17 protein-coding genes and 1 tRNA gene are annotated in these 26,933 nt (G+C 37.7%); 6 read left to right on the plus strand and 12 right to left on the minus strand.

Going from position 1 to position 26,933, the window contains the following annotated elements:
- Nucleotides 1–89 precede the first annotated feature (89 nt).
- From SOM16_RS05780 to SOM16_RS05795, 4 genes are read right to left on the minus strand one after another with little or no spacing between them, the layout of a single operon-like run.
- Nucleotides 90–3,698 carry a metallophosphoesterase gene (locus SOM16_RS05780; protein WP_320463038.1) on the minus strand — a complete coding sequence of 1,203 codons (3,609 nt, stop codon included), beginning with the start codon at nucleotides 3,696–3,698 and terminating at the stop codon, nucleotides 90–92.
- A 43-nt stretch (nucleotides 3,699–3,741) separates the two neighbouring features.
- Nucleotides 3,742–4,656, minus strand: coding sequence for an SdiA-regulated domain-containing protein (locus SOM16_RS05785; RefSeq protein WP_320463039.1), 915 nt, complete (start codon nucleotides 4,654–4,656; stop codon nucleotides 3,742–3,744).
- An 11-nt stretch (nucleotides 4,657–4,667) separates the two neighbouring features.
- Nucleotides 4,668–6,698: a polyphosphate kinase 1 gene (gene ppk1 / locus SOM16_RS05790; RefSeq protein WP_320463040.1), complete on the minus strand. Its 2,031-nt coding sequence runs from the start codon at nucleotides 6,696–6,698 to the stop codon at nucleotides 4,668–4,670.
- 11 nt (nucleotides 6,699–6,709) lie between these two features.
- Nucleotides 6,710–7,933 (minus strand): Pycsar system effector family protein, encoded by a 1,224-nt coding sequence (locus SOM16_RS05795; RefSeq protein ID WP_320463041.1) that lies wholly within the window; start codon nucleotides 7,931–7,933, stop codon nucleotides 6,710–6,712.
- A gap of 342 nt (nucleotides 7,934–8,275) precedes the next feature.
- Here SOM16_RS05795 and SOM16_RS05800 point away from each other — a divergent pair.
- Together SOM16_RS05800 and SOM16_RS05805 are read left to right on the plus strand one after the other, a co-directional pair.
- A tRNA-Ile gene (locus SOM16_RS05800) sits at nucleotides 8,276–8,349 on the plus strand.
- Between the two features lie 171 nt (nucleotides 8,350–8,520).
- Nucleotides 8,521–8,661: a hypothetical protein gene (locus SOM16_RS05805; RefSeq protein WP_320463042.1), complete on the plus strand. Its 141-nt coding sequence runs from the start codon at nucleotides 8,521–8,523 to the stop codon at nucleotides 8,659–8,661.
- A gap of 92 nt (nucleotides 8,662–8,753) precedes the next feature.
- Here the strand turns inward: SOM16_RS05805 and SOM16_RS05810 are convergent, their stop codons facing one another.
- The 4 genes from SOM16_RS05810 to SOM16_RS05825 all read right to left on the minus strand — a co-directional run bounded on the left by SOM16_RS05810 (nucleotide 8,754) and on the right by SOM16_RS05825 (nucleotide 12,938).
- Nucleotides 8,754–9,437 (minus strand): hypothetical protein, encoded by a 684-nt coding sequence (locus SOM16_RS05810; RefSeq protein WP_320463043.1) that lies wholly within the window; start codon nucleotides 9,435–9,437, stop codon nucleotides 8,754–8,756.
- 216 nt (nucleotides 9,438–9,653) lie between these two features.
- Nucleotides 9,654–10,178 (minus strand): hypothetical protein, encoded by a 525-nt coding sequence (locus SOM16_RS05815; protein ID WP_320463044.1) that lies wholly within the window; start codon nucleotides 10,176–10,178, stop codon nucleotides 9,654–9,656.
- Nucleotides 10,175–11,806, minus strand: a complete 1,632-nt coding sequence (locus tag SOM16_RS05820) for a hypothetical protein (RefSeq protein ID WP_320463045.1) — start codon at nucleotides 11,804–11,806, stop codon at nucleotides 10,175–10,177. Before SOM16_RS05820 ends, SOM16_RS05815 begins: the two co-directional genes overlap by 4 nt.
- 241 nt (nucleotides 11,807–12,047) lie before the next feature.
- Nucleotides 12,048–12,938, minus strand: a complete 891-nt coding sequence (locus SOM16_RS05825) for a winged helix-turn-helix domain-containing protein (protein WP_320463046.1) — start codon at nucleotides 12,936–12,938, stop codon at nucleotides 12,048–12,050.
- A gap of 183 nt (nucleotides 12,939–13,121) precedes the next feature.
- On the opposite strand from SOM16_RS05825, the gene SOM16_RS05830 reads away from it, so the two are divergent.
- Nucleotides 13,122–14,276 carry a ligand-binding sensor domain-containing protein gene (locus SOM16_RS05830; protein ID WP_320463047.1) on the plus strand — a complete coding sequence of 385 codons (1,155 nt, stop codon included), beginning with the start codon at nucleotides 13,122–13,124 and terminating at the stop codon, nucleotides 14,274–14,276.
- A gap of 1,479 nt (nucleotides 14,277–15,755) precedes the next feature.
- On the opposite strand, the gene SOM16_RS05835 is transcribed toward SOM16_RS05830, so the two are convergent.
- The gene (locus SOM16_RS05835; RefSeq protein WP_320463048.1) at nucleotides 15,756–16,436 is read right to left on the minus strand and encodes an aspartate/glutamate racemase family protein; all 681 of its coding nucleotides are present in this window, start codon (nucleotides 16,434–16,436) and stop codon (nucleotides 15,756–15,758) included.
- A gap of 529 nt (nucleotides 16,437–16,965) precedes the next feature.
- Between SOM16_RS05835 and SOM16_RS05840 the strand changes: the two genes are divergently transcribed.
- The 3 genes from SOM16_RS05840 to SOM16_RS05850 all read left to right on the plus strand — a co-directional run bounded on the left by SOM16_RS05840 (nucleotide 16,966) and on the right by SOM16_RS05850 (nucleotide 20,078).
- The gene (locus tag SOM16_RS05840) at nucleotides 16,966–17,769 is read left to right on the plus strand and encodes a porin family protein (protein ID WP_320463049.1); all 804 of its coding nucleotides are present in this window, start codon (nucleotides 16,966–16,968) and stop codon (nucleotides 17,767–17,769) included.
- A 29-nt stretch (nucleotides 17,770–17,798) separates the two neighbouring features.
- Nucleotides 17,799–19,229: a hypothetical protein gene (locus SOM16_RS05845; RefSeq protein ID WP_320463050.1), complete on the plus strand. Its 1,431-nt coding sequence runs from the start codon at nucleotides 17,799–17,801 to the stop codon at nucleotides 19,227–19,229.
- A 471-nt stretch (nucleotides 19,230–19,700) separates the two neighbouring features.
- Nucleotides 19,701–20,078, plus strand: a complete 378-nt coding sequence (locus tag SOM16_RS05850; protein ID WP_320463051.1) for a hypothetical protein — start codon at nucleotides 19,701–19,703, stop codon at nucleotides 20,076–20,078.
- Nucleotides 20,079–20,391: 313 nt separating this feature from the next.
- Here SOM16_RS05850 and SOM16_RS05855 read toward each other — a convergent pair whose 3' ends face one another.
- From SOM16_RS05855 to SOM16_RS05865, 3 genes are all read right to left on the minus strand, one after another.
- Nucleotides 20,392–21,153, minus strand: coding sequence for a DUF72 domain-containing protein (locus SOM16_RS05855; protein WP_320463052.1), 762 nt, complete (start codon nucleotides 21,151–21,153; stop codon nucleotides 20,392–20,394).
- A 151-nt stretch (nucleotides 21,154–21,304) separates the two neighbouring features.
- Nucleotides 21,305–22,507: an efflux RND transporter periplasmic adaptor subunit gene (locus tag SOM16_RS05860; RefSeq protein WP_320463053.1), complete on the minus strand. Its 1,203-nt coding sequence runs from the start codon at nucleotides 22,505–22,507 to the stop codon at nucleotides 21,305–21,307.
- Nucleotides 22,507–26,880, minus strand: coding sequence for a CusA/CzcA family heavy metal efflux RND transporter (locus SOM16_RS05865; RefSeq protein ID WP_320463054.1), 4,374 nt, complete (start codon nucleotides 26,878–26,880; stop codon nucleotides 22,507–22,509). Before SOM16_RS05865 ends, SOM16_RS05860 begins: the two co-directional genes overlap by 1 nt.
- Between the last annotated feature and the right edge of the window lie 53 nt (nucleotides 26,881–26,933).

Here is a 26,933-nt window from a genome sequence, read left to right on the forward strand (position 1 = left end):
TTCACTACAAAGATATTAACAGTTTTAGTGTAAGTAAGTCTTTAAAACGTAATACTTGGATAACCGTATTGTCTTAAAGTTACGCAAAATTAATACCTAAAATTTAAAGATATGTAAGGATACCAGCCATCTGTGGAGTGACCGACCACGAATCGCACAACTGTGAGTGATGCTGGCGCAAAATAAACCCCTCCTCCTACGCCGTGATGCCATGTGTTGGATACTTCGTTGCGTTTCCAAACTCTTCCAACATCATAAAAGCCCAACAAGCCAATTTGTCCGGGTAATACGTAGCTGACCAAGTCGCCTAACTTTGCCCTTAGCTCTAAGTTATTATAAAGCGCATGCTCACCGGCAAACCTGAACTGGCGATAGCCGAGCAAATTTCCCTGACCGCCCAAAAACATAGACTGGTAGAAAGCAGGTTTTCCTACGGTTACCCCACCACCGAAACGATCTGCGAGGATAAAGTTTTTTCTACCATCGAGATTTTTATACAAGGCGATGCTGGCCAGAAACTGGCCATACGAATTCGAATATTTGTTAACACCTTTGTAACCTAATAATTTAAAATCTACAAAACTACCCAGTGTAGGGAGCAAGTCATTATCTCGCGTGTTATTTGTGAAATTGACAATTGCACCGGCAAACATTTTTTCGTTACGAACGGTTAAGCTATCAGCAGATCGAAGCTGACCCGAATTCAGGATAAACCGCCCTTCATTATCTTCCTGATTAAATTTATAGTACTGATAAGACGGACCAATCGAAAACGTTGATTTTGGCCTGCGCCACCTGATGGCCGCATCTATATTATACAAATTAAACCTGGCCCTGTAATACCTGATTTCATCTCCATGCTCATCAAACCGGGTATCATTCCCCAATCCAAAAAAGTTTTGGGTATTGTTAGGCGCATTGGCATCTGCTTTTAAAATAAAATCACCTTTTCCTAAGGCCTTTAACCATTCGCCTTTATAATTAAAACGAAATGCCCTGGTAGAAAATGAGTGCAAAAATGAAACTGTTTGCGAGTTACCCCAGGGTTGTTTTCTAAAACCCGGGTTGGTTTGCTTGTAAATTAATCCCAGTAAAATGCCATCATCATTATTAAAACCTGCATTTAAATTATACGACCTCCGAACATACATATCTTTGGGGATATGCGTGAAGTTTGAGGTATCGTTTGAAATAATTTTTGTTACTTTATCCTGATCTGCTCCAGTATAGGTGGCCTTATCGGTTCTGCCATATAACCTTACCTTCGCATTACTATTCTCAAAATTATAATATTTACTGCCTTTACCTCCGATAATTCTAATCTTAATGGCTGCGTTTTTATTGTCCAGAATTAAGCTGTCATTTCCGTTATGCAGGTAAAAACGAAGCTCTTTAGTCACTTTAGGATCGAACTCACGGTTAAACAATTCATCTTTAATATTTCCTTCTTTGGAGATCTTATTGATTTTTACCCTTAAACCATTGTTTTTAGAATCACTTATGCTAATGAATTCGTTTTTGTTAGTGACTTCAATATCAACAATCCTGTTGAAGAAGTGATAGTAATCATTCATCAGTTTCGGTAAGTTGGCAATGCGCTCACGCAAGGTTTTCAAAAACTCATCATGGTGTAATGAATAACTGGGCTCAGGAAGTTTACGGAGCGCCCTTTCAAAAACCTCATCGTTGTAGTTTGCACAAAAGTCTTTTACAATCTGATTAAATTCTTCTTCTTCAATATTGGCGGTCCAGCGGCTGCTGATTTCCCTCCCCTCCCACAAGAACCAGTTGATATCCTTTAACGGCCGTTCGTAGCCCTGCATCATTGGAAGTAGTGAAGAAGCTTGCGTAAACCGCTGTAAAAAACCATCTGACCTGAAAAACACCTGATCTCGATCTCTGGGAACTGGTGTATATTTCGACCCGTCTTCGGTTTTAGTTTCTTTCCAGCGCCACTGGTCTTCATGTCTGTCCCAATCGCCTAACAACACATCGAGTGATCTCGCTCTTACCCAGCCCGGTCCGTCTAATTTATTATCGTTATCATCATTTAGCTTTTTATCCATTTTTGGAGAACTGTCTGACTCGCCAACAGGCTCTCTTTCTTCGAATAAACACAATGTATTGGCGAAAGCAGATTCAAATTCTCCCAATCCATCATCTGGAGAAACCCATCCTATAATCGGGCTGGTATGTGGAATTTTAGCTGCTTTAGCAAGCTCTGGAACAACCAGAGCGGAAAATGGATGTTGCGCAGACATGTTATCTTTAATGATGTCTTTTGCAAAGGTATTCCGTAATGCCTCTGGCAATAAAACTTCTGGAAACTTTTCAATACTGCGCAAAACATACTCTTTACCATCTTTGTCCTCTAATCTTAAGGAACGTGACTGGTTCCCGCCACCACGCTGGGTTGCTTTTAAACCACCCATCATCTTAGATACATGCAACACTGGAACCTTAGTTCTTTCTGCATATTCCTTCCTGTAATTTTCGCCAAAAACATAACGATGGAAGCGACCAACACTATCGTATTCTGGCTTAATGCGAACAAAAATACTATCAGCAGTGAGCGGTTTATCCCTGTTTTTAACAATGGATGGAATTTGCTCAAACTTTTTAAGGTAGCTATAAACCTTCTTAACACTGGTATCAGAATAGATATAGTATTCGTAACGCATATCATTGTTCATCAGCTGATCCGCAACAACATAGCCTTGTTGCATTTCCTGAAACAATGAATTCTTTCCCTTTTTATTTGGAGAAACCTTCGAGCCTGAACCACTGATAATCTGTAACTGTTTGCTCTTAATTAATTGCAAACCATGTTCATGACCTGCTACATAGGTAACATTTGGATAATCGCCAAAAACTCCATTTACCGACCTGATCATATCTTTATATGCTGGATGATTCAAATCTTCCGGACTTAAAAATGTAGACCTTAGGAAAGGATATACTGAACCTAAAACAGGCATTGGAATATACAGATTCTTCTTTAACGAAGTAAGTGGGAAAAGGTGATTTCGGAGGTTAAAATATCCGCCGTGCGGGCCATAACTTTGAAACGGATGGTGTGATGCCAATAGAATAACCTTATTTTTATTTTGCTCCAGCAATTCTTCCATTTTCACCAAGACATCATCTTTAGTAAGGCAATCGCACTCTCCTTGCGGATTAGACTTATTGTAAGGAAATAACCACCATTCACTATCATAAGCAATAATGGTTAATTTATCGGTTAGGTTTATGGCTACCGGATCAGGGCATCCATTAGCAGGGAGCAATTTTAACAGTGGATCATTCTGTGCTTTTAAATAATCATCCTGAGCTTTAATTTTTGCCAGGCCATTTGGTCCTGATTTATCCCAATCGTGGTTTCCTGGCACAAAATAAACCGAAGCACCCATTTTGCGCATCGGTTCGAACTGAGAACGTAAAATTTTCCTAGTATCTTCTTCATTTGCACTTCCAGGCAAACCCATCCCTGTTGGATAGATGTTATCGCCCAGGTAAACTACTGTCGTTTTTTTTGGAATAATTTGTTTCGCTGCGTTTTTCAGGTCCTGCATTTGCCCCGGATTCATCTCTCCGGCATCGCCGAAAAGAATGACACGGTATTTCACATCATTTTGAGCGAACGAATGAAAACCAAGCAAAAAAAAGAATGCAGCAATAAGGGTAAACGTCTTTATCATGTTTGTAGGTTATTGCTGATAAAGATAAGGAATTTCAATATCCCTATTTAGACTTGAACATTAAAATATTTCCGGCAGATAGTGTTCCACCTTCATTTGAAATGTACAAGTTATTATTTTTATCGAAAGCAATCCCTTCGGGCTGGTTAAAAGCACTTCCCTTTAATACCTGTGTTGATTTGATTTTGAAGTTTTCATCTGTAATAACCAATAGCTTATTCATAGAAGAAAGTACATACCACTCTCCCGTTTTAGGGTTTTTAGCTAAGGCAGAAGGACGGAAATTCATTTTTGATTCACCACCTACTTCAGCAATCATTTTGTGCGATAAGGAAAAAGTTCCGGCTGGTGTATAACTTCCCTCATTAAACTTAAATGCAAAAATTTCGGTTTCTCCTTTTTTACCTTTCTTCACCTCTTTGGTGAGCACATAAACAGTAGCCGTTTTTTCATCTACGGCAAGGCCTTCATATTCTGCTTTGGGTACCAGATCTTTAGTTTTAATTACATCTGTTACTTCTGGCTCATTAATTTTTGATATGGGAAAAGTATGTAATTCTCCGTTACTTTTTAAAACGATTACCTGATCACTTAAGATCGCGAGGTCTTCATAATCGCCTTTACTACCAAATTTGGTGTATTTTGCTTCTTTATCTCCTAAGCCTAGACGGAATAAATCACCATCTTCATCCTGAATCGCAAAAACTTGTTTGGGGTCGCCGTTATGAAAGGTAATTCCAGAAATTTCAAATAAGTTTTGGGGCATGTTATACTTTACAGGATTGTCAAGATCGTAAGGGAAATCCGTTTTTTCATTACTTGACATCGTATTTTCGGTAGCGGTTTCGGTTTTATCTGTAGCTTGATCATCATGTTTTTCATTTACACAGGATACGCCGATAAAGGCGATTACGAATGCAATTGTAATAGATGTCAATTTTATTTTATTATTATTCATAAACTAAAAATTTAATACTTGTCTTTTAAATATTGGTAAATCCCTTGTTGTGATGATACGGTATTTTTGCCTGCCGTAACGGGGATGTTATCCATTTTTTCATCAATTAAAACAGCCTGTACGTTATCTTGTTTCTGGATCTCGATAAGATTCAGAATTTCTGTTTTGATTTGTTCATCATAAATTGGAAAACATACTTCTATTCTTCGATAGATATTCCTGTTCATCCAATCTGCAGATCCTAAATAAAGATCTTGTTTACCCAGGTTATGAAAAACAAAAATCCGGCCATGCTCCAAATAACGGTCTACAATTCTCGTTACCTTTATATTTTCACTCATTCCTTTTACCCCTGGAATCAGCCTGCAAATACCCCTTACTATCATTTCTATTTTCACCCCGGAATTTGAAGCCTCGTAAAGTTTATTAATTAAGACTTTTTCCTCTAGGTTATTCATTTTAATGGTTATACCTGCTGGTTTCCCCTTTACGGCATGTTCAATTTCCCGATCAATTAAATCCAGAAAGCTTTGCTGCAAATTAAACTGCGCCACAAGCAAATGTTTAAAAGGAATCAGATCTGCTGAGCTTGGTTTAACGCGTTTTGCAAGGAAAATAAACAACAATTCTACCTCCCGCAGCATTTCCTTGTGTGCGGTCATTAAGATATGATCGGTATAAAATGAAGCTGTAGTTTCATTAAAGTTTCCGGTAGCAAACAGACCCACATATTGCATTCTGCCGTTAATTTTCCGTTTTACCAAGGCCACCTTTGCATGAACCTTAAGCGCAGTAACGCTATAAATAATCTCCACCCCGGCCGATTTCATCTTTTTAGCCCACTTCATATTGTTGGCTTCATCAAACCTGGCTTTTAGTTCCACCAAAACAGTTACTTTCTTTCCATTTTTTGCGGCACTAATTAAGGCATTAACAATTTTAGAATCGCTTGCTACGCGATAAAGGGTAATGTAAATTTCTTTTACCGTTTCATCTACGGCAGCCTCATTAAAAAACCGGAGCACACTTTCGTAGCTTTGATACGGGGTATGGATAATGATATCTCTTTCTGCAATGGCATCAGTAAGGGTGCCGGCTGCAAAGTCGGTATTACAAATTTTCCCCCAGGATTGATTAGAAAGCTGATCATTTTTTACCGGAAAGCCCATTAAATCTTTTAAATTATGGTACTGACCACCTTCTACCATGTTTGCTTTTTTGAGATTGAAAAGTTTTTTAACCACCTCAAAAACATTAGCTGGAATGCCCGGCTGATGAAGGAAGCGGGTAGCTAAACCCAGATCACGTTTCATCAGTTGCTTCTCCAGCTGATCGGATAAACTCCCGGAATATTCATCCTTTAAATCGATTTCGGCATCCCGGGTAATTTTAAAGCTAAAGCAACCTAAAACTTCATCATGAGGAAATAAACGATTTAAATGAAAGCGAACAAGATCATCCAGGAAAACGACAAATGTTTCCCCAGCATCTTCTACCTTATAAAATCTAGGCAATTCGTTTGATGGAATATTTAAGATTACAGCTTTGATATCACTTCCATTTTTCAACGTAATGAGGAAGTACAATTCATTATTTGCTGGAAAAAAATCAGTTTTATCATTCAGATAAACCGGCTGCAAAAACGCCATCACCTGACTGAGGAAATAACGTGTTAATGTTTTTTGAATCTGTTGTGGAAAGGGCTGACCGTAAAGCAGGTTAATATGATGCGTTTTAAGTTGTGGAATAATTTCCAGTTGTAACACCCTTCCATATTGTTGTTGCTGGCGGGAAATCATGTCATTCGCACTTTGAAGTAAATCTTCTTCGATGCGAATATTGTTACTCTCTTTGTTGCTTAATTTTTCCAGCGCGAGTAATACGGGCATCCTTACACGGTAAAACTCATCAAGGTTAGAAGAAAAAATCGAAAGAAATTTAATGCGTTCCAATAAAGGAACGGTATTCCGGCCAGCTTCAGTTAAAATGCGTTCATTAAACTTCAACCAGCTTAAATCCCTGTTAAAGAATGCTGTTTCCATCACCTGTTCCATTAAAGTTTTCCGTAAGCAGCGTAGGCAATAACGAAGGCAAATACCGCAGCTATTAATCCAAACATAAAAATATTGTAAGCCAAACGGATAAGTTTATATTTTCGTCCGAGTACAACACCCTGAGAATAAACATCGGTAATGAGCGTACCATAAAGAAAGTCCTTATCATTCATTACCTGGATCATTCCATCAGTATAGCTGGGTAAACTCATTTTATAGAAGTTACCAAAAAACAGCAGGTTCACTTTTTTATTGTCCATATCTTCCTGGGTAAATTCTCCCTTTGGGATGGATGGACGCGTTGATAAGATGGATACCACCACACAGGTTAAACTCACAATTAATAAAATAAACGTGGGAATAATCAGGTTGCCATGATCTTCCAGTCTCCTTAAAAGTAAACTTACAATTAAAGATAGCATGATGGAGTTTACCGTGATCAGAATATGCGCTTTGTTATCTGCCATATCGCTTAACCGCTGATTATTGGCTGATGTAATCCTGAACATGGTCTCTATGCCTTTTTCCGGGCGATCATCTTTACCTTTCTTTTTACTATTTTCAGGCACCAAATTTGGGGCGAAGTTCTTGGGTTCTTCCTGTTCTATTTTAATTTCTTCCTGCACGGTCAGTTTACGCTTTAGCTTACTGATGTTGGCTTGTTTCTGATCGCTCAGCAGCAACACCACATAGTCTGTTTGATAGCGGTGAGATTCCATAAACTGAATATCACGCTTGCGCCAATCTTGTTTGCTGATCTTTTTATCATAGATTAATTCCACTTCTTTATGCATCAGCTTGCCTTTCTCGCGAAAATCCGGTAAACCCAAATGGAATAAATCGGCATCACATAAAATTTTGTCGAGCTGATTTTTTGGGTTCTGTGGAATCTTTGTTGCTAAAATGGCACTTTTTACATTGTCTCTAACCTCTGCTCCTACCTGGTGTTCGCTTAAAAACTGGTCTGCCAGTTCTGCTCCTTTTTCTTCATGCTTTAATGCATCTTCGAAGTAACCCGTATCGTGAAAATAAGCAGCAACTGTGATGGTAAAAAAGTCTTGCTCATTTATTTGATAATGATTAGCGATTTGCTGTGCAGCATTTACCACTTCCTGAGTGTGTTCGAGGTTATGATAAACCAACCGCGGATCGTGATGCGTGCGGAAATAATTGCCAACATATTTTTCTACCTCTTGTTGCAATTGTTTATAGTCTGTAGGCATAGTGTGTGATATGATCTTTCTTTATGAAATGCTGAAGCAATTTTTTGATCGTTTAAAGCTAAAAATTTACCGTAATAACGGATATAAAACTACACTTATTTTGAATAAAAATTAGCATTTAAGCAGTTGGGTTAAATTTTGACTTATTGATTATACAACCATGAATTTCAATATTTTTAACATGCCTTAATGCGATGCTCTGTTAATGTTTACCTATTTAAGAAAATACATTAACCTGAAAACAAGGCTGATGCCAGATTTACGGAAATTTTTATTAAAAAGTTTTCAAAATTGAATGCAAATTAGTAACATTGCACTCGCAAAAAACAACTGTTTTTTTCGGGGCCTATAGCTCAGCTGGTTAGAGTAGAAGACTCATAATCTTTTGGTCCCTGGTTCGAGCCCAGGTGGGCCCACTGCTTTAAACCCCTTTAAGGATAACTTAGAGGGGTTTTTTGTTGCCTGAAATTTCATGAAGCATCATAACCCACTGGCTGTCAGCTCACCCACCAGCCTAAGTTTTACCTGGTTAATCTATAAGAAAAATTGAGTTAATTGATGATATGTTAGATGTTCCAATACATGATATGGGACGGACATTTGGCAGCTATCAGGCCATAAGTGGTGCAAGTTTGCCGATAATTGGTAAAAGTCTGGGGCCAAATCAGCGCAACGCCAGACTGAATGTTGACGCTGTACGGGAATTAATCAACAGAAGTCATGCTTAGTTTTTGATTTCTTTTTAGAAAGCAGAATATTCTAGAATAAAAACAAGAGGCTTTAATATTTTACAATAAGGCTTTAGAAAGTTATAATATTACTATTCTAACATTGGTGTATTAGACCATTTAAATAGCAACTCTTTACCATCTTTAGTTTTTAAGACAAACTCCTTATTAGAACTAGTTTTTATTACAAAGTTGCTTACGTAATTAACATCCTCGTCTGATTTTTTAACTTCTCTTAATGAAACTCCTATTGTAGCAATATTGCCTTTGATTTTAGAAATAGGAATTTTGACTGTTTGATAACCAAGACTGCTTATCATGATTGTTTCAAATGGTTTTAAATCATAAATCATAAGATTTACTTTTCCAAGAGCATCTGAAAAATTTGTTAAAATAGTACTTCCTTCCGAATTTGTTAAGCTACAAAATGCATTATTCATAGGCAGACTATTATTTTCTAGATCAAGAATAATTATCTTTAATCCTAGCGTATTTGGGTCTCGGATTTTATCCAACTTTAATTCGTATCTTGATGTATCTGATTCATTTGTTTTGCCAAAAAATAACGTCAGATTTTTATCTTTAAGTTCATAAGCACCGCTTCCTTCTGTTCTACTAATATTGCTATCTATATTTACCTGATGAAAATGGTCCCCCCGAAAAGATAACTTAATACTTCCACTTGTTGATTTGTGTATATATGTTCCATTCAATGTCTGTGCCTTAATTTGGAAGCTTATAAAAAACACAAATAAAATAATATATAATTTTTTCATCTTTTTCTAATCTATTTACAATTGGAACTATTTCCTCGTTTAGCTTTATAATTACCTTCAGAGTCTTTATTATATTGCTCGGCGTTTAATGTATCTTATATTCTATTTTTATTTATAGTTTCAAGTTGTTAAAATACAGAAGTTGCTTCTAAACCTCTAAAGCCATATTACAATAAAATTTATCTTTCCCAGATTGATTAGAAAATGTATTAGACGTTAATCAAAAAAAGGGATGTAATGAGCCGCCTGTGTCCAATTACCATTTTTCTTTTCAAAGAAAAAGAAAACGGTTGATTGTGCAATATTATTAGAGGTTCTACTATAAACCACAAATGCCTTATTATCATCTGGGGAAAACTGAACCGGACTAAAACGAACATCCTCACCTTTCTTTTTATTACTGATAATTTTCTTACCAGTAACAAATTTTGGAAGCGAAATTTCTTTCCAGTCTTTGGAGTATGAAACCCGTTTTTCATGCTGCAAATAATTCCATTTACCATTTATAAGTATAGTTAAAGAATCGTTCATTTTTTCACCTGTAAAATTCGTTAAATACCGATCAAAATTTGATAATAATTGCTCACCAATTAAAACAGATTTAGGTCGAACTTCATTTACATATACTATATCAATAATTTTATTGATAATTATACTCTGATCCTTTAATTCACCTTTATTCTGTATTGCTGTGCAGTAGAAACATGAGGCTATTGCTATACTATAGATTAAAATTTTCATAGACATTCTTTTTTACCCGTTGAACCGGATTGATTTTTATATTCCCTTTCCGAATTGGATTTCGATCTCGCCGCATTAGGCGAATCAAGTCCCGAAGTCTGTTGTAAACTACCCCAAAAGATATCACGACAGTATTCTTCGAGGCTAATAGACGTATCGGGAGAAGTTCCTATACCTTTAGAAGTTGCTACATTTACTAACAGATTCGCCATTGAATTTACATAGGTTTCGGCCATCTGCATATGTTGCATCGCCCCAAGCTCCGGGTAATTATAAGGATAAGCAGCTCCAGTTTCTTGGCTAAATAGATATCTGTTCAAATCACTAAAAGCCATCGCTTCTTCTCCTGAAAGATTATTAGCACCCCAAACAAAATAGGAATGCATCATTTCATGAATAAGTGTTGCTGCGATAGCGAGGTCTGATGCCTCATTCATAGTAATTGTGTTAAGTTTGATATTGCCTGTAATAGGATTAGTTTCACCGTGTGTTTCCTTTGCGATGGTTGATCCATCAGGATTTGTAATGGTTTCATACGGTATATTTTTTTCCCCGATAGTTATTGTCCGATCTGTATTATTTGCTAAGGCTAATACAGCATTTTGTGCTTTTGTATGATCGTTATTCACTTGTTTTAACAGATTAGCCATTGTAACAGAAAATTGAGCTGCATTCACTATTCCGTTTTTTAGACTTTCCAAGCATGGACGTGTGGTTGGTTCCATTGTTATCAAGGGATCAATGACAACTGGGCTAAACTCTCCACTATCTCCGCCACCAGTGCCATTTCCTGGATCTGGTGGATCAGGAAACCAAACATTTTCGCATACTACTGCTTCATCAGAATCTGTTAAGGAAAATGGATATCCACACATGGCCTGTGGCCATTGGCAATCAGCGCTAAAAGTAACCACTATACCACCACCAGCACAGGGAGGCACAGATAGTGTAGAATATGTACAATTTCTTACGATTGATTGACAGTTTTCTTGCCAATATGAAATGATACCCTTGTTCGACTGCAACTTTTTTACCGCCAAAACTCCTTTCTTCAAATAAGAGTCGCTAAGGTGACCATTGGTATAATCTAATAAATAATTCTGGCCATTTTGAAGACTAGATAATAATAAATTGCCAGTGAATTGATTCATATCAAATTCTTTTACTCCTTTATCACTCTGTGCATCATTATCTTTATAGTAAAAAGCTTTATAGAAATCTTTTTCATTTTTAACCATCAGGAATAACTTTCCATTCGTCGATTTCACATTTACATTTTTTCCGTCTACTTTTCCTAAAAACTCATAAAAAACATAAGAAACACTATCGTTTACAACCTGTATTTTAGGGTTTTCCCAGTCCGGATACCACAATAGCCTGTCGGTTTTTTTTGGTTTAATCTTTTCATCTAGCTTTTCCTGATAGAAAGATTTTTTAATTGCTTCTAAACGGGCTTGTAAATCAGGGGAATTCGTAGAAAGTGTTGTTGTGATACCTGGGTCTTTTATCAACGAATCTTTTGAGCAATGGGATAAAATTAAAACAATTAATAAAAGCGTAAAAACCTTTACTAATTTAAACTTTCCTTCGTTTTTACGATTAATGGAAACTGCGTTTAATTTCTTCATAAGATTCAGTTGTTTTATCGTACCCTTAAATATACAAACAACAAAATAGAAAAAATACCCTTAATAAAATTATAACATACACTAAACAGCATATTAACATGATGATTTATGTCTACCATTCTTTTAAATCAGCGCAAATAACGAAAATTCGCCAAACTAAATTTCAATGCGAATCGCTCAACACATCAACGGAAATTATGCTTAACTTTTAATTGCTCTAATTTTATAAAGCAGAATAGGCTTAAACGCTAATTTCAAGCTTATACCCTTTTCCACGGATCACAACAATATTGATGTTCGGATCAGATTCCAACTTTTTTCTAAGTTTTGAGATAAACATGTCCAGACTGCGGCCAACGATAACACCTTCATCTTCCCAGATCTCTTTTTGCAATCGGCTTCGCGCTATGGTCTCGTTGGGAGACCATGCAAAAATGAGCAATAAACGGGATTCAGTTCCAGTTAAGTCTATTGTATTTCCATTTACATTGAGCTTCCGATTCTTTGCGTCGAAAAACACCGAACCCAAAGTGAACATATCCGTATTTTTATACGCAGGTAAAGCTTTTCCTGGCTTAATAGATCTAAAAAAAATAAAACCAACAAATGCTAAAAATGGCAGACTGCCCAAAAGATAACCATTCTTTGCTGTAGCTATTCCTGTAGGTTTGAATTTAATATTAACCCGATAGCATGCACTGGGCTGCACTCTTCCTAAGCATGCTACAATATCATCTTTTTTATTTTTGGATATCGCGTATCCATAGGTGACACTGCTATTGCTACAGTTTACTACATTAACTACATATTCATTAGCAAGCGGATCATGAATTAACAAACGCTGTGTAGTATTCACGAGGGAATCTGTTTGAAATGTTAGATCATGCTCAAACCTGATCTGGTATTCATTTTCGGCGATCTTTTCCACCGGAAGTACTCTTGATGTACTATCGCCCGATTGTAAAAGTAGTTCATGTCCGATTCTGCGAAGTAAAACTTCCCTTCTGGAAATATCGAAATCGTCATTATCCTTCATGCTGAAAGCTGCACAAATTACAGCAGTAAACAAGAGTAAAATCAATCCGAACAAGTATTTACCATTCCCGGAGAGGAGATTTCGGCTAAGATGCATAGTGTCAAGTTTTTATTTACAAAGTTTACATTTTTATTTACAATCCAAATTCCTCAAGCCGAAAGTTATCAAAGTAATTTCGCTGCATCAATTAGACACGATATGAAACTATCAGGAGCAAACATCCATAAACAGTAATGGATATTGCTCCTGATGCTTCACCACCGTCAAAAAAAATATATAATGATGAAAAATAGAAGAAATGTTTTGTACAGCCTCATGATCATGCTGACGGGAATAAGCAACTTCCCCGTAGTGGCCCAACAAAAACATGGCACTCAGCAGGCCGTTGAAACCAAAGAAACATCCACTCCTCACGGCCCCAACGGTATTGTTCGTACCATTAAGCAAGATCGAAAGGGCAATGTTTGGATTGCTTCATGGGAAGGGGTTTTTAAATATGATGGAAAATCCTTTGTCAATATCACCCGCAAAGTGAGTTCAGCACGTTTCTTTTCTGTTTTAGAGGATAGAAAAGGAAATTTTTGGTTCGCCTCTATTGGCTCTGGTGTGTACTACTATAATGGAAAATCTTTCCGACATTTTACTACCAGAGAAGGACTTATCAATGACCGGGTTACTAATATTTATGAAGACAAAACCAGCCACATTTGGTTTGGTACTGAAGGCGGAGCAAGCCGTTATGATGGGAAATCCTTTCAAAATTTTAAAATGAACGAAGCCCCTTTCGTTACCGAGGCTGATTCTGTCTATACCGGCGCTGAACCTATTCATAATGAAGTCGACTCTGTCCATGTTTCATTTTACAAACATCAGCTTCCAAAAAATCATTGGTCGCATAATGATATTAACGCAATCATTGAAGACAAAACTGGAAAGCTCTGGTTTGGTACCAGGGGCTACGCTACCGTTTATGACGGAAAGACATTTACCACTATCAATAAAGATGGTAAACCTTTTACAAACGTTCGTTCGATAATCAGCGATAAAAAAGGCAATATCTGGCTTGGCGGTGCTGATGGCCTTTGGCGCTATGACGGCAAAACATTTACCAATTTCACTCAAAAATTTGTTGGTTACATCTACGAAGATAAAGAAGGCAATATTTGGACGAGTTCAGAAAGTGATAATAAGATTGGGAAGATACCTTCTGGTAATAACACCACATCTTGGACACTTTCCCGTTATGATGGAAATTCCTTATTTAATAAAAAGCCAAAGGTAACTGAGATAACAATTAAAGGAATGATCTTCGGGATTTTAGAAGATAATAAAGGAGGTATTTGGTTTGGGTCTATGAACGGAGTGCATCGTTACGATGGAAAGACGATCAAAGACTTTAACGATCCTAAAAGTGCATGGTTGGACGCACAATAGTTCGGTATACCGAGGCTTAATGAAATAAAATTTAGCCTAACCTTACTGGTTGGTGGCTCATCAACCAGCATAAGTTTTTATCTCTTCAATCTGTTAATAAAATAGAATATATAGGTGCGAATTTTTCGGTTGGTGAGACACCAACCGATACATGAAAAAAGTCTCTAATAACAAGGTATAGTTTAACTTGAGCGATATTATTACCTACAACTATTGTAAATCTTTAAGCGATTGTAAATATGGGATTGTCCCGCAGATCTAAATGATCACCGCTGATTTATTCCTGGATCAGCGGAATCACCCGGATCTGCGGGAAATTATTATCCTACAAGTTGCTGTTTAACCTACTCTTAATGGTTCAGGAGGATTATATTGATTTAATGGAATTGGCCAGTGTGATTATACAGCATTTAACCTACTGGTTGGTGTCTCACCAACCAGCTCAAGTTTATCTCGCTGATCTGCCAATGCCATTGAATATAGTCATGAGTTTTTCGATTGCTAAGACAACTGATACATGAAAAAAGTCTGATACAGCAAGGTATAGTGTAACTTGAGCGATATTATTACCTCCAACTATTGTAAATCTTTAAGCGATTGTAATATAATGGATTGTCCCGCAGATCTAAATGATCACCGATGATTTTATCCCCGGATCAGCGGAATCTCCTGGATCAGCGGGAAGTTATTATCCTGCAAGTTGCTGTTTAACCTACTCTTAATGGCTCAGGAAGATTATATTGATTTAATGGAATAGCCAGTGTGATTGTACAGCATTTAACCTACTGGTTGGTGTCTCACCAATCAGCTCAAGTTTATCTCGCTAATCTGTCAATGCCATTGAATATAGTCATGAGTTTTTCGATTGCTAAGACAACCGATACATGAAAAAAGTCTGGTACAGCAAGGTATAGTGTAACTTGAGCGATATTAATACCTCCAACTATTGTAAATCTTTAAGCGATTATAATATATGGGATTGTCCCGCAGATCTAAATGATCACCGCTGATTTATCTCTGGATCAGCGGAATCACCCGGATCTGCGGGAAATTATTATCCTACAAGTTGCTGTTTAACCTACTCTTAATGGTTCAGGAAGATTATATTGATTTAATGGAATTGGCCAGTTTGATTGTATAGCATTTATTCCTCCTATTCTACTTAACTATTATTGATATATGGGGCATTCCGAAGGGCATGCTGTTGTATGATCTAATACTTTTAATGATATTTTCTTTTAGGAATAAAAGATAAAAAGCATGCAGAGACAACAATGAAATGTAAGCACTGCTTCAAGGATTTAATCCTTGCTTGAGAGTTGATTAAGTACAATACAGTACCTGCAATAATAATATATGGCTTGCTGGTTTGACTAAGCTCTAAAACATTTTTCGTTGAATCAAACTGATATTTTGTTGTAAAAACGTAGCTATCTGTGCTAATCAAATAACATTCTTTTCATTTCAAGTTGCCCGATTTTAGGAAACTATATAATCAACAATCGCTTGCGAATGTATCTCTGTTGTATCAAAAACAGGGATATTAAAGTCATCCTGGTTTATCAGCATAGGTATCTCTGTACAACCCAAAATTATACATTCGGCACCGCTGTCTACAAGATCTTTTACAATAGAGAGGTAATTAGTTTTTGTTTCCGGATTAATAAAACCTATTCCTAATTCTTCTTTAAGGGTTCGTTGAATATAATCTCTGGTTTCCTCTTTTTCAGGTATCAGAACCTCAAGACCATACTTTTCCAATTTGTCGCGGTAAAAATTCATTTCCATAGTGAATTTAGTACCCAATAAGCCTACTTTTTTGAAGCCTTTGTTGTTAACAGCTTTTGCCGTTTCTTCCACAATGTGAATGATAGGTAAACCTATTGTATCCTGAAGTTGATCAGCAAAAAGGTGAGCCGTATTTGCACATAACACAATACTTTCCACTCCGGAATTCTTTAAACTTTCACAGGCATTTAAAAATAAATCATAAGAATTATCCCAGCCTTTGGAATGAATATCCCCAAAATTTAGCGAGTAAATGATACATTCTGCAAAATTCAACCCACCAAGTCTGGCGTTTACACCATCGTTAATGAACTTGTAATAATCCATTGTTGATACCCAGCTTATTCCCCCAACCAGTCCTATTTTCTTCATTAATATTTATTTTGTCGTTATGCTAATCACCTGCAGTCTAAGCGCGTTGCAGTTAATAAGGCATCGTGTTAATCGAGATGTATTGATTACAACATCACCTTAAATGCACGCGTACAAATTTATTCTTTAACGCCCTACAGAACCAAATTTAAGAAAAAGCCTATTGATTAGGATATTAACACTAAGCCTAAGTTTTATATCGGTAATACGATTGATTTACAAGCATGAACAAATAAAATGGTGCACGATAAATACTGCCTGTGCAGTTTCAGATTATTAACTCATTTATCCATACGATCATTTTTATAAACAACTAAAATATCAATAGAAGTCACATTAAATTTTTCCAAAAACTACAAAAATGTCGTTTTTATAAGTCACTATTCAAGCTTATGGAGATCTTCAATCTTAATACAACTTACTGAAAATTAGACATTTAAACAGATTTAAAAATAAATTACACAAAAAGTGATTGCGGATTATAATATTTATAAAAATTTATTACTTTTGGCGAACAAACAAATCATTAATGCGCCCTCTATCCTTAATGTTGCAATTTTTTGCAATTTGCAAGCTACATGCTATTTCTATTGTCGGCTTCGCGATACTCTTTTTACAATTAAACACTACTCAAGCCCAAACTAAGATTGATACAGCTCATGTTGAGGCTACTACTTCGAAATTTGAGATTGGTATTGCTGGAGGATTAACAGTAAATAAATTTAGTAGTGGGCAGCCTCAAACAGGAATCAATACCGGATACGATGCCGGATTATTGCTTACCTATAACGTTTATAAGCAATGGAGTATCCAGTTAGAGGCAAGCTTTACTCAACAGGGTGGCCAACTCCTAACTTTTAAAGATGATACCAGGTATGGTTTACCGGAGAGTTTTACAACCAAAAATGTTAAAAACAGCTCCGTGCATTTGAATAGTCTGAACATCCCTTTACTGGTAAGATACACCATTCCGTTAAGAAAAGATTGGAAACCATCACTATACCTTGGCGGGAGTTATGCCTATAACTTCAACGCAATTGATCGTTATCAGAAGACTGGTGATTTATTGCCGGGAGAAGATATTATCACTACCGCATCAGACACAGAAAATGTGACCAGCAGGTATAACCGGGATAGGTTGAACCTGATTGTAGGAGCAGATCTGCGTTTACCATTATTCAGCAAAGTGAAATTGTTGTTAGACTTCAGGTACATGGCTGGCGCAACCCCGGCAAGAGAAAATTATACTTACACGGAGAAAGTAGGTTTCGGAAGCGACATCAAATCCAACGCTTTTGTATCTAAACTGGGCCTTATTATTCCGGTACAGTAACTTAAAAATCTTATCCAGAATTAACTCATATGAAATTAAAATTTACCAGACTATTCTTAGTTGCCCTGGCTCTCTTTGCCGCAGGGTGTTCAAAAGACGAATTCTCAGAGGCAGATGCAATTGCTGCCCAGAAGGAATTATTAACGTTAAAATACCAGCATGAACTGGATTTAGAAACGTTGAAACAAAAAGGTGCAAACGCGCTGCAACAACTTGTTAATACCGCTGCGCTTCAGCAATTAAAACTGAACGATAGTTTAGCGCGTACAAGTGCGGTTGCTGCTGCTAAACAAGATTATAGTGTTGCCGTTACGGATGTAGTTACCAATGCGCCGATTGCAGATGCTGATGTTATCGTTTCATCAGAAGGAAAACTTTTCTCTACTAAAACAAGTGCACAAGGTATAGCAACGTTCTCTTCATTATATTTGTTCCCTACCAGTACTTTCTTAATTACCAAAACTGGCTATGCAGCAACGCAAATTATGCGTAAAGACATTACTTTAGGAACAGCAAAGTTGTGGAATACTGCAGAGTTATCAAACGAAATTTCCGGAACCTTATATATTGATACTGATCTAACCAATTCTACACCAGAAAAAGTTGGCGGAAATGTATTGGTTACGGCTTCTACATCTGTCCCTAACGGCTTTAATGGCTCATATAGCGTACAATTTCCAACATTTACTACAGCAACGGGTACTTATTCATTAAAATTACCTGCTGCACCGGGAGGGTATTCTCTTCAGTTTGCACAAATCGAAGCCGATCAAAAATTATATATTTATGCCACAGAGGATACCGAAACCAGTTCGGTGCCGTTTCAATTGCCTTACGTAGCTTCAGTTAAAACTTATTTTAATGTAAATTCTTTTGCTGCAAATATTCCAAGCATTATCAGCCCTATTTACCTGAAATTTCCAAAAGATAAATCAGGCAGAGAACTTTACCTGCCGTTAAACGGAAATTCCAATAGCGCGGCTTACCTGAGCGTCATTACCGATGGTTATCAGATAGAGCGTCTTAATGTATCTAATTATAATTATTACAACGGTTTTTATTACGATTTAAATCAAAGTACATTTGATGCCAACACAAAATTAGATGTTTCTACTGTCGACATTACAGGTAATCTTATCAAAAGCCAACCGCTTTTAGGTGCTACCACCAATAGTGCAGGAAAAATTATAATCACCAGCTCTCCAGAAGGAGGTTATGGATACGTTCACTTAAGAAGAGACGCTGCCGGAAGGATCGTGACAAATGCCAAGGGTGTAATTTCAAGAGCTACAATTTATGATTCTTCTCAGAACTTATACGTTTTAAATTTTAGTTCAAATTTAAACTTCGCCACTAGTTTAGTTACCAATTTAAATTACTTGCTTCCAAATAAAGGCGATAAAAGAATAGTTAACTTCTATTATGGCGCTGGCGAAAGCAGATTAAAAAGAGTTTTTTAATAAACAATTTCCGTTTTAAAACTTTAAGAAACCCCTGTAAGTGTCAACTTGCAGGGGTTTTTGCTTAAACACTATTTTATCAAGTAAGCTACGAACACTATCTCCTTTTTAATACCATATTTCCTATTCTCCAGTGCTTTGGATACCTTTCCAATGCTAATCAGCTAATGATTTTTTGAACTACAGATGGACATGAATTTTATATCTGTGTCCATCCTTTTTATCAGTGGTTAATACTTTATTGCCAGGCAGTTAAATATTGATAGCAAAATTTAACCCAAGATAAACCAAGGCAAATATAGATCTGATATCTGTTCCTTTCATTTCCAACCATGGTAATGATTCATCTCCACGAAACTAAACAAACCAATTGATATTTGTCAATCTAAAACTACATACACACAACCTTGTGTAACTTTTTAGATATACTTTTGCCGCTTGTTAATTATTCAAACAGCATTAAAGAATATTATGAAAAGTTTTACGTATCTATTTACTGGTATTTTGTTAATACTAAGCCTATCCGTATCAGCTCAACAATGGGGTGTATCTACATCTGCAAATGGATATTATATTTATGATCGAAACAATAATTTAATCTCCAGCCAAAATAGTTCGCTTTGTAAATATGTAGCAACAGGTAATACCAGAACGTCAACTAATTTTGTTTGTGATATTAAGTGGTGGTTCGGAGGTTGTTTTATCGGACACAATGAAACTTTTACTGAGCGTGAATATCGAACAGATTGCCCGTTAGATGATTATATCTGGATTTTAATTTTACCGGTCAGTGTATCTGGCTTTTATTCTACCAGGTTGGGAAAAAAATCTACCCAAAAAGCTATCTAAAAATTATATTTTACCACTTAAGGAATTTCAAATGCCTGTATACCCATTACTTTCGAAAATTTTGATAACAATACCATAAAAATCCGACGTATTTTCAACAGAAAAGGCCACCAAAGCTTCGCAAATTAATCTTCCTACCTGAACTTTAGGTAGCTTCTGAGATAATACAAATTAAAATCTACATGGATAAAGCGTTAAAATGTCTAACTAAAAAACAATCAATTCTACCTGGATAAGGCCATAAACAGTTTTAGCAACTAGCAATCAGAAAATCAGCATTAAAAGTGGGTTTGATTGAGTTATAGCAATCTGTTTAACTCATGTTACTAACATACTCACGAAGTGTATTCAGGTTAGCATGTGCCGTGCCCATCGTATTATTAAAGTAAGTGAACACTTTTTTTCCTTCTGCAAGCCATTCTGAAATGTAACCAGCATATTCATATAATACATCGTCCTGGTAACTTCCACGGTAATTTCCTCCCGGACCATGAAAACGAAGATAAATAAAGTTGGGCGCTGATGCTTTAAGCGGTGAATTGGCTGGAGATTTATCATGGATCACCATGCCCAATTTATATTCCGCTAAAAGTTCATCTATTTCGCCAACATAAAGGGAAGGATGCCTAAACTCCAGCGCAATATTCCATTCCATATCCGGATCATTTTCCCGAAGCACTGACATCAGGTAACGGAGGCGTGTAAAATGAGCGATCCGGATACTCGGCGGGAACTGCACTAACAGACAGGCTTTTTTATCCTTCACATGACCGATCACTTCGAAAAATCTGGCTACGCGTTCCTCATCGAAAGCGAGATCTTTATTATGCGTAATTTCTTTTAAGAGCTTAAAAGTAAACCGAAAATGGTCTGGTACATCTGCCGCCCATTTGGTTACCGTCGAAGAAAGCGGAATCTTATAAAAACTACTATTAATTTCAATTGTATTCATCAACGAAGCATAATAACACAGCCTCGATTTATCCTGAAACGCTTCAGGATAATGGAGTTTATTGGGAACAGGCAGCAAAAGGCCACTTGTTCCTGAATAATAGTTTTTAAATGAAGCATCCATCTCCAAAGAACAGTGAAGGCATCCATATTGTTATGAAAACTATCGGTTTGGTGTCTTCACCAACCGAAACGCCCCATTTGGAAAACGTTTAGGCTTTAAGCAAATCATCATTTCGGCCAGTGAGACACCCGACCGAAATTCAAATACTTAATTACTCTTCCTCCTCGCCCCCATTGGCTTTTGATTCCAGATAGAAAGCACCTTTTATGATTACCCGAGCATTTTCAGGAAGTTGTTTTAAAGGCGTTACCTGTATATAACCCAGTTCTGCAACACCTGTTTTTACTGCTGTCTTTTCAAAACGGATGATGGTAGCATTATTTTTCTTTTCTTCGCCCGTAACTAAAAAGATATACTCTTTGCCTTCAAACCGGATCACTGCATCAATGGGTAAAGTTGGCATTGGCTTGTTTCCGGTGTTAATTAATGCTGTAACGTACATGCCCGGTATCAGATTTTTTTTCTGCACATTATCAATTACCGCGTGTACGATTACGCCTTTACTTTCATTCTCAAAAGATTTGTTTATCCCGTTAATGCGCCCATTAATCAGTTCATTTTCCTGATTGGTTAATTGAAAGCTCACCTTTTGACCAACTTTTACCTGCATAAGGTCTTTTTCAAATACAGTAAGGTCGCAATGTATTTTGGAATTATCTACAACCTCCATTATGGACGTTCCAGGCTGAACAAATGCACCCGTATTTGCAGAGATTTGCCCTACTGTACCACTAATTGGGGATAACACAGGAAACTGTGAAATAAATTTACCCTGTGCTATGCGGGCGGGAGATACACCTAATTGTATAAGCTGGCTTTCAAGAGCAGCTAGCCTGGATTTCTCTGAATGGTAAGTGGCTTCTGCAGCCTGAAATGATTTCCCGGTTCCTGCATCCGCAGCCTGAAGCTGTTTTTGCCTTTCATACTCTGCCTTTACATATGCAAAATTATTCTTGCTCCCAAGATAATCCTGTTGTATTTTCAATAGATCCTGGTTATTGATGGTTGCCAGAACCTGCCCCTTTTTAACCTGTTGTCCTTCCAATACATTTATCCTGGTAATAATTCCACCAGAAAGAATACTTACATCTGCTTTATTTTGTGGTGGTACGGCCAACTGACCATTTGCTTTTACCACAGCGGATAAATTACGATCTTCGATTTTACCAATCGTAATTCCAACGGTCTGCATCTGTGCAGCAGTCAACTCGAGGCCACCGGCTTCTTTCCCGGTTTCTTCTTTCGGATCATTTTCTGCAAGAGATTTTTTATTTTCATTTTTACACGCAATAAAAAAAGAGGTACTCAGAAGAAAAAAGATTATGGATTGTTTTATTTTATAGCTGTATATCATTATTTGGTCTTTAAATATTCAATTGAGATAATGGATTGGTTAAGCTGGCCGACCAGTTCGATATAGGCTAATTTTGCTTGCGTGGCGGTGCTTAGATGCTGGATATATTCCAGGTAACCAATTTCCCCCAGGTTGAAAGCTACCTGGGCAATCCTGGATTGTTCGTCAGCTAGTTTTAAACCTGTTGTTTGATAATATTCCAGCTGTTTGCGATAGGTTTTAAAGTGTTGATATTCCTGATCGTAAGACAGTTTAATCTGAGACTTTACCTGATCGAGATTAGTTTTAGCAATCTCAACGGCCACTTTCTCTGCATTTACCCTTGAACGGTTGGCTCCATTAAAAATAGGCATGGCTACGCCAAGCTGGAATCCTGCAATCCTTGTTCCCGGTGAATACGTTCGGGATATGTTAGCGGGATTAAATCCGGAAACTAATAATTGCTGACTATAACCAATGGTAAAATCAGGTAAGCCTTTTGCTTTTTCTACAGCCAACCGGGCATTAGCCACTTCGATATTTTGCTGTTCAATCTGCGACTTAACATTCGATTCTGCTTCAAAGATTGTTATTTGCTGAAAGGGAATGATTAAATCTTCTTCAGCAATATTGAGGTTACCCTCAATGTTCAGTAACTGTTTAATCGCCGCTTCACTATTAATCAGTTCAGCTGCTGCCTTTGCACTTATTGAATGTACTTCCTGAAATTTCGTTGTAGCGCTGATCAATTCAAGTTTTGAAGTTTCACCTGCTTTTAATCTGATCTCTGCCTTTTTTATAAAATTGGCATAAATGCTATCCTGAAATTTAAGAACCCGGAGGGTTTCCCTGTTTAATAAATAACTGTACCAGGCCATTCGAACATCTCTTATCATATCTGCCTCTACAGACTGATAGTTTTTTTGGGTCAGAACAGCTTGTTGGTTCAGCAGTTTTCTGTTGTTTTTATAAAGCCCGGGCCAGGCTATATTCTGTGTAATCCCAAGGGAGTTATCCATATTCCCCCCGCTTGTTGGATCCTGGGTAAGCAGCAACTCGGTTTTTGAAAGATCTACTGCTGACTTCTGAAGAAGCTTAGCCTGGTAAACACCTAAACCTGAAGATTTTAAATGTAAATTGTTTTTTAGGGCAATTTTCACCGCGCTGTCTAGGGTAAGGGCTTGGTTCAATTGCTGCGCACTGAGCCTGGATGGACTTCCAAAAATCAGCGTTCCTAAAAAGATTAACAGGATTAATGGCTTTAAGTTCACGACAGCTGTTTTGTCCTTCTTATGAAAAAGAAGATACAGACACGGAAGAACAAAGAGTGTAAGAAAAGTAGCACTAATCAACCCACCAATTACCACCGTGGCAAGCGGACGTTGTACCTCAGCTCCGGCGCTGGATGACAGGGCCATTGGAAGAAAGCCTAAAGAAGCTACACTCGCAGTCATCAGTACGGGCCTCAGCCTGGTCCTGGTTCCTTCAAGCACTCTTTGGTAAACATCAGTCACCCCTTCATCCCTTAATTGATTAAAATAACCAATGAGTACAATTCCATTTAAAACCGCTACACCAAACAAGGCAATAAATCCAACGCCAGCGGATATACTAAATGGCATCCCTCTTAGCATTAAGGCGGCTACGCCACCCATTGAGGCAAGCGGCACTGCGGTAAAAATCAGAAGACTGTCTTTTATAGAACGAAAAGTTACATATAGTAGCAATAAAATAAGAATTAATGCAGCAGGTACAGCGATGGAAAGCCTGTTTTTTGCGGCCTGCAGATTCTGGAACTGGCCACCATAGGTAATATAATAACCAATAGGTAACTTTAACGCTCCATTAAGCTTCGCCTGAATTTCTTCTACTGTCGTTTCCACATCTCTATCTTTCACATTAAAGCCGACATAAATTCTTCGCTTTCCATCCTCCCTGGAAATTTGTGCTGGCGCATCCCTGAACGAAATGGAAGCCACCTGGTTCAGCGGCACTTTGTGCCCGGATGAGAGTGGGATTAATAAATTTTCCACTCCTGAAATATTTTCCCTTAGATCACGATTTAGCCTGACTACCATATCAAATCTTTTCTCACCCTCAAAAACAACACCTGTTACGCTCCCTGCAAAGGCTGTCTTTAAAATCATGTTTACTTCACTGATATTGAGCCCATATTGAGCCATTTTATCGCGGTTATACTCCACTTGTATTTGTGGAAGTCCGTTAACTTTTTCAATAAAAGGCTCGTTTACCCCATTTACCGGAGCAATAATTTTGGCAATTTTATTCGCCTGCTGCGCTAAGATATCAAGATCGCTTCCATAGATTTTTATGGCAACATCTTGCCGGATCCCGGTCATCAGCTCATTGAATCGCATTTGCATAGGTTGCGATATTTCCACATTAATTCCCGGAATCAGGGAGAGTTCTTCTTCCATCATTTCCATCAGGGCTTCTCTGCTGGAGGCAGAGGTCCATTCCGCCTTAGGCTTCATCGAAAGCATCATATCTCCCCGCTCCATAGGCATAGGGTCTGTCGGAATTTCTGAACTCCCAATCCGGGTTACGGCCTGTTTTATCTCTGGAAACTTATCTTTCAATAATTTTTCAGCTTTGCCGAATGTGCTCACCACCTCTGTAAGTGAAGTTCCCTGAGCCATCGCTATTTCAACGGTAAGATCTCCTTCTTCTAATGTAGGAATAAACTCTCCGCCCATATTAGAAAAGGCCCACATTGATGCAGCAAAGAGAAAAATAACCAGCACAATAACAACTTTTTTAATCCTGAGTATGTTAATTAATATCCGCTGATAAATCCTTTGTAGCGATGCAATCAGTTTATCAGAGAAATTTTCCCGATGTACCGTTTCTTTGGATAAGAAGAGGGAACTTGCCATGGGCACGTAGGTAAGGGAAAGAATGAACGCACCAATAATAGCAAATACTACGGTTTGCGCCATAGGCTTGAACATTTTGCCCTCAATGCCAATTAACGCTAGTAAGGGCAAATAAACGATAAGTATGATGATTTCCCCGAATGCTGCACTACTCCTGATTTTGGAAGAGGCTTCATACACCGCTTTATCCATCTGCTGGCGATTAAGTTTTTTGACACCAGGAAAAAGATTGTTTTCTGTTAGTCTGAATATAATGGCTTCCACAATGATTACCGCGCCATCTACAATGAGTCCGAAATCAATGGCACCCAGGCTCATTAAATTCCCGGAAACTCCAAATAGCTTCATCATCGAAAAGGCGAAAAGCATAGCTAAAGGAATTACCGAAGCAACCACAAGACCAGCCCGCCAATTGCCTAAAAGCAAAACCAATACCAGGATCACAATCAATGCCCCCTCTACCAGATTCTTTTTAACGGTTCCAATGGCACGGCCTACCAGTTCAGTTCGGTCAATAAATGGCTCAATGATTACGCCTTCTGGCAGAGATTTTTGCACCTGTACCATTTTTTCTTTTACATTTTCAATTACCTCACTAAAATTTTCACCCTTCAGCATCAGTGTTACGCCCGCAACCACTTCACCCTGTCCGTTGCGGGTTACTGCACCGTAACGTGTTGCACTTCCAAACTGAACAACAGCAACATCACGAATAAGTATCGGCGTGCTGTTGATATTTTTCACCACAATTTTGCGGATGTCATCCAGGTTCTTAACCTGACCGATGCCTCTTATGAAATATGAATTCTTTTGTTGTTCAATATACGAGCCCCCGGTATTTTCATTATTTTTTTCCAAAGCGGCGTATACTTCTGGAATGGTGAGCCCAAGAGAATTTAATTTATCATTATCAAGCGCAATCTCATACTGCTTTACATATCCACCCCAGCCGCTAACTTCAGCCACACCGGGAGTTCCGGCCAGCTGGGTACGCACCAGCCAATCCTGTAGCGTTCGAAGGTCGGTAGCCGTGAATTTGTTTTCATATCCTTTTTTAGGATGGATTACATACTGATAGATTTCTCCAAGTCCGGTAGTAATGGGCGCCAGGATGGGCTCACCAAACCCTTTTGGAATGCTGCTTTCTGCCTCTTTTAATTGGGCATTAACCTGATTCCTGGCCCAGTAAATATCAACATCATCCTTAAAAACCAGCGTAATTACAGAAATACCAGATCTGGAGATAGAACGCTTTTCTATCATGCCGGAAATGTTGGCCATTGATAATTCAATTGGTGCCGTGATAAACTGCTCAACTTCCTGCGCGCCTAAACTGGGCGCCTGGGTGATAATCTGTACCTGGTTGTTAGTAATATCAGGCTGGGCATCTATTGGTAAATGGTAAGCGGAATAAATGCCTGCCAAAACCAGGGCAAGCGTAGCAAACCCTATAGTGATTTTGTTCTGAATAGAGAACGAAATTATTCTATCAAACATAAAATATTATTAATACGCACAAACAATGCTCACCAGGTATTCCTGATCAGCAC

The sequence above is a fragment of the Pedobacter sp. CFBP9032 genome (assembly GCF_034045265.1).
GTDB lineage: Bacteria > Bacteroidota > Bacteroidia > Sphingobacteriales > Sphingobacteriaceae > Pedobacter.

Coding starts and splice junctions, on each gene's coding strand:
- SOM16_RS05780 (WP_320463038.1), bottom strand. CDS start 3,698: ATGATAAAGACGTTTACCCTTATTGCTGCATTCTTTTTTTTGCTTGGT.
- SOM16_RS05785 (WP_320463039.1), bottom strand. CDS start 4,656: ATGAATAATAATAAAATAAAATTGACATCTATTACAATTGCATTCGTA.
- ppk1 (WP_320463040.1), bottom strand. CDS start 6,698: ATGGAAACAGCATTCTTTAACAGGGATTTAAGCTGGTTGAAGTTTAAT.
- SOM16_RS05795 (WP_320463041.1), bottom strand. CDS start 7,933: ATGCCTACAGACTATAAACAATTGCAACAAGAGGTAGAAAAATATGTT.
- SOM16_RS05805 (WP_320463042.1), top strand. CDS start 8,521: ATGGGACGGACATTTGGCAGCTATCAGGCCATAAGTGGTGCAAGTTTG.
- SOM16_RS05810 (WP_320463043.1), bottom strand. CDS start 9,437: ATGAAAAAATTATATATTATTTTATTTGTGTTTTTTATAAGCTTCCAA.
- SOM16_RS05815 (WP_320463044.1), bottom strand. CDS start 10,178: ATGAAAATTTTAATCTATAGTATAGCAATAGCCTCATGTTTCTACTGC.
- SOM16_RS05820 (WP_320463045.1), bottom strand. CDS start 11,806: ATGAAGAAATTAAACGCAGTTTCCATTAATCGTAAAAACGAAGGAAAG.
- SOM16_RS05825 (WP_320463046.1), bottom strand. CDS start 12,938: ATGCATCTTAGCCGAAATCTCCTCTCCGGGAATGGTAAATACTTGTTC.
- SOM16_RS05830 (WP_320463047.1), top strand. CDS start 13,122: ATGATGAAAAATAGAAGAAATGTTTTGTACAGCCTCATGATCATGCTG.
- SOM16_RS05835 (WP_320463048.1), bottom strand. CDS start 16,436: ATGAAGAAAATAGGACTGGTTGGGGGAATAAGCTGGGTATCAACAATG.
- SOM16_RS05840 (WP_320463049.1), top strand. CDS start 16,966: ATGCGCCCTCTATCCTTAATGTTGCAATTTTTTGCAATTTGCAAGCTA.
- SOM16_RS05845 (WP_320463050.1), top strand. CDS start 17,799: ATGAAATTAAAATTTACCAGACTATTCTTAGTTGCCCTGGCTCTCTTT.
- SOM16_RS05850 (WP_320463051.1), top strand. CDS start 19,701: ATGAAAAGTTTTACGTATCTATTTACTGGTATTTTGTTAATACTAAGC.
- SOM16_RS05855 (WP_320463052.1), bottom strand. CDS start 21,153: ATGGATGCTTCATTTAAAAACTATTATTCAGGAACAAGTGGCCTTTTG.
- SOM16_RS05860 (WP_320463053.1), bottom strand. CDS start 22,507: ATGATATACAGCTATAAAATAAAACAATCCATAATCTTTTTTCTTCTG.
- SOM16_RS05865 (WP_320463054.1), bottom strand. CDS start 26,880: ATGTTTGATAGAATAATTTCGTTCTCTATTCAGAACAAAATCACTATA.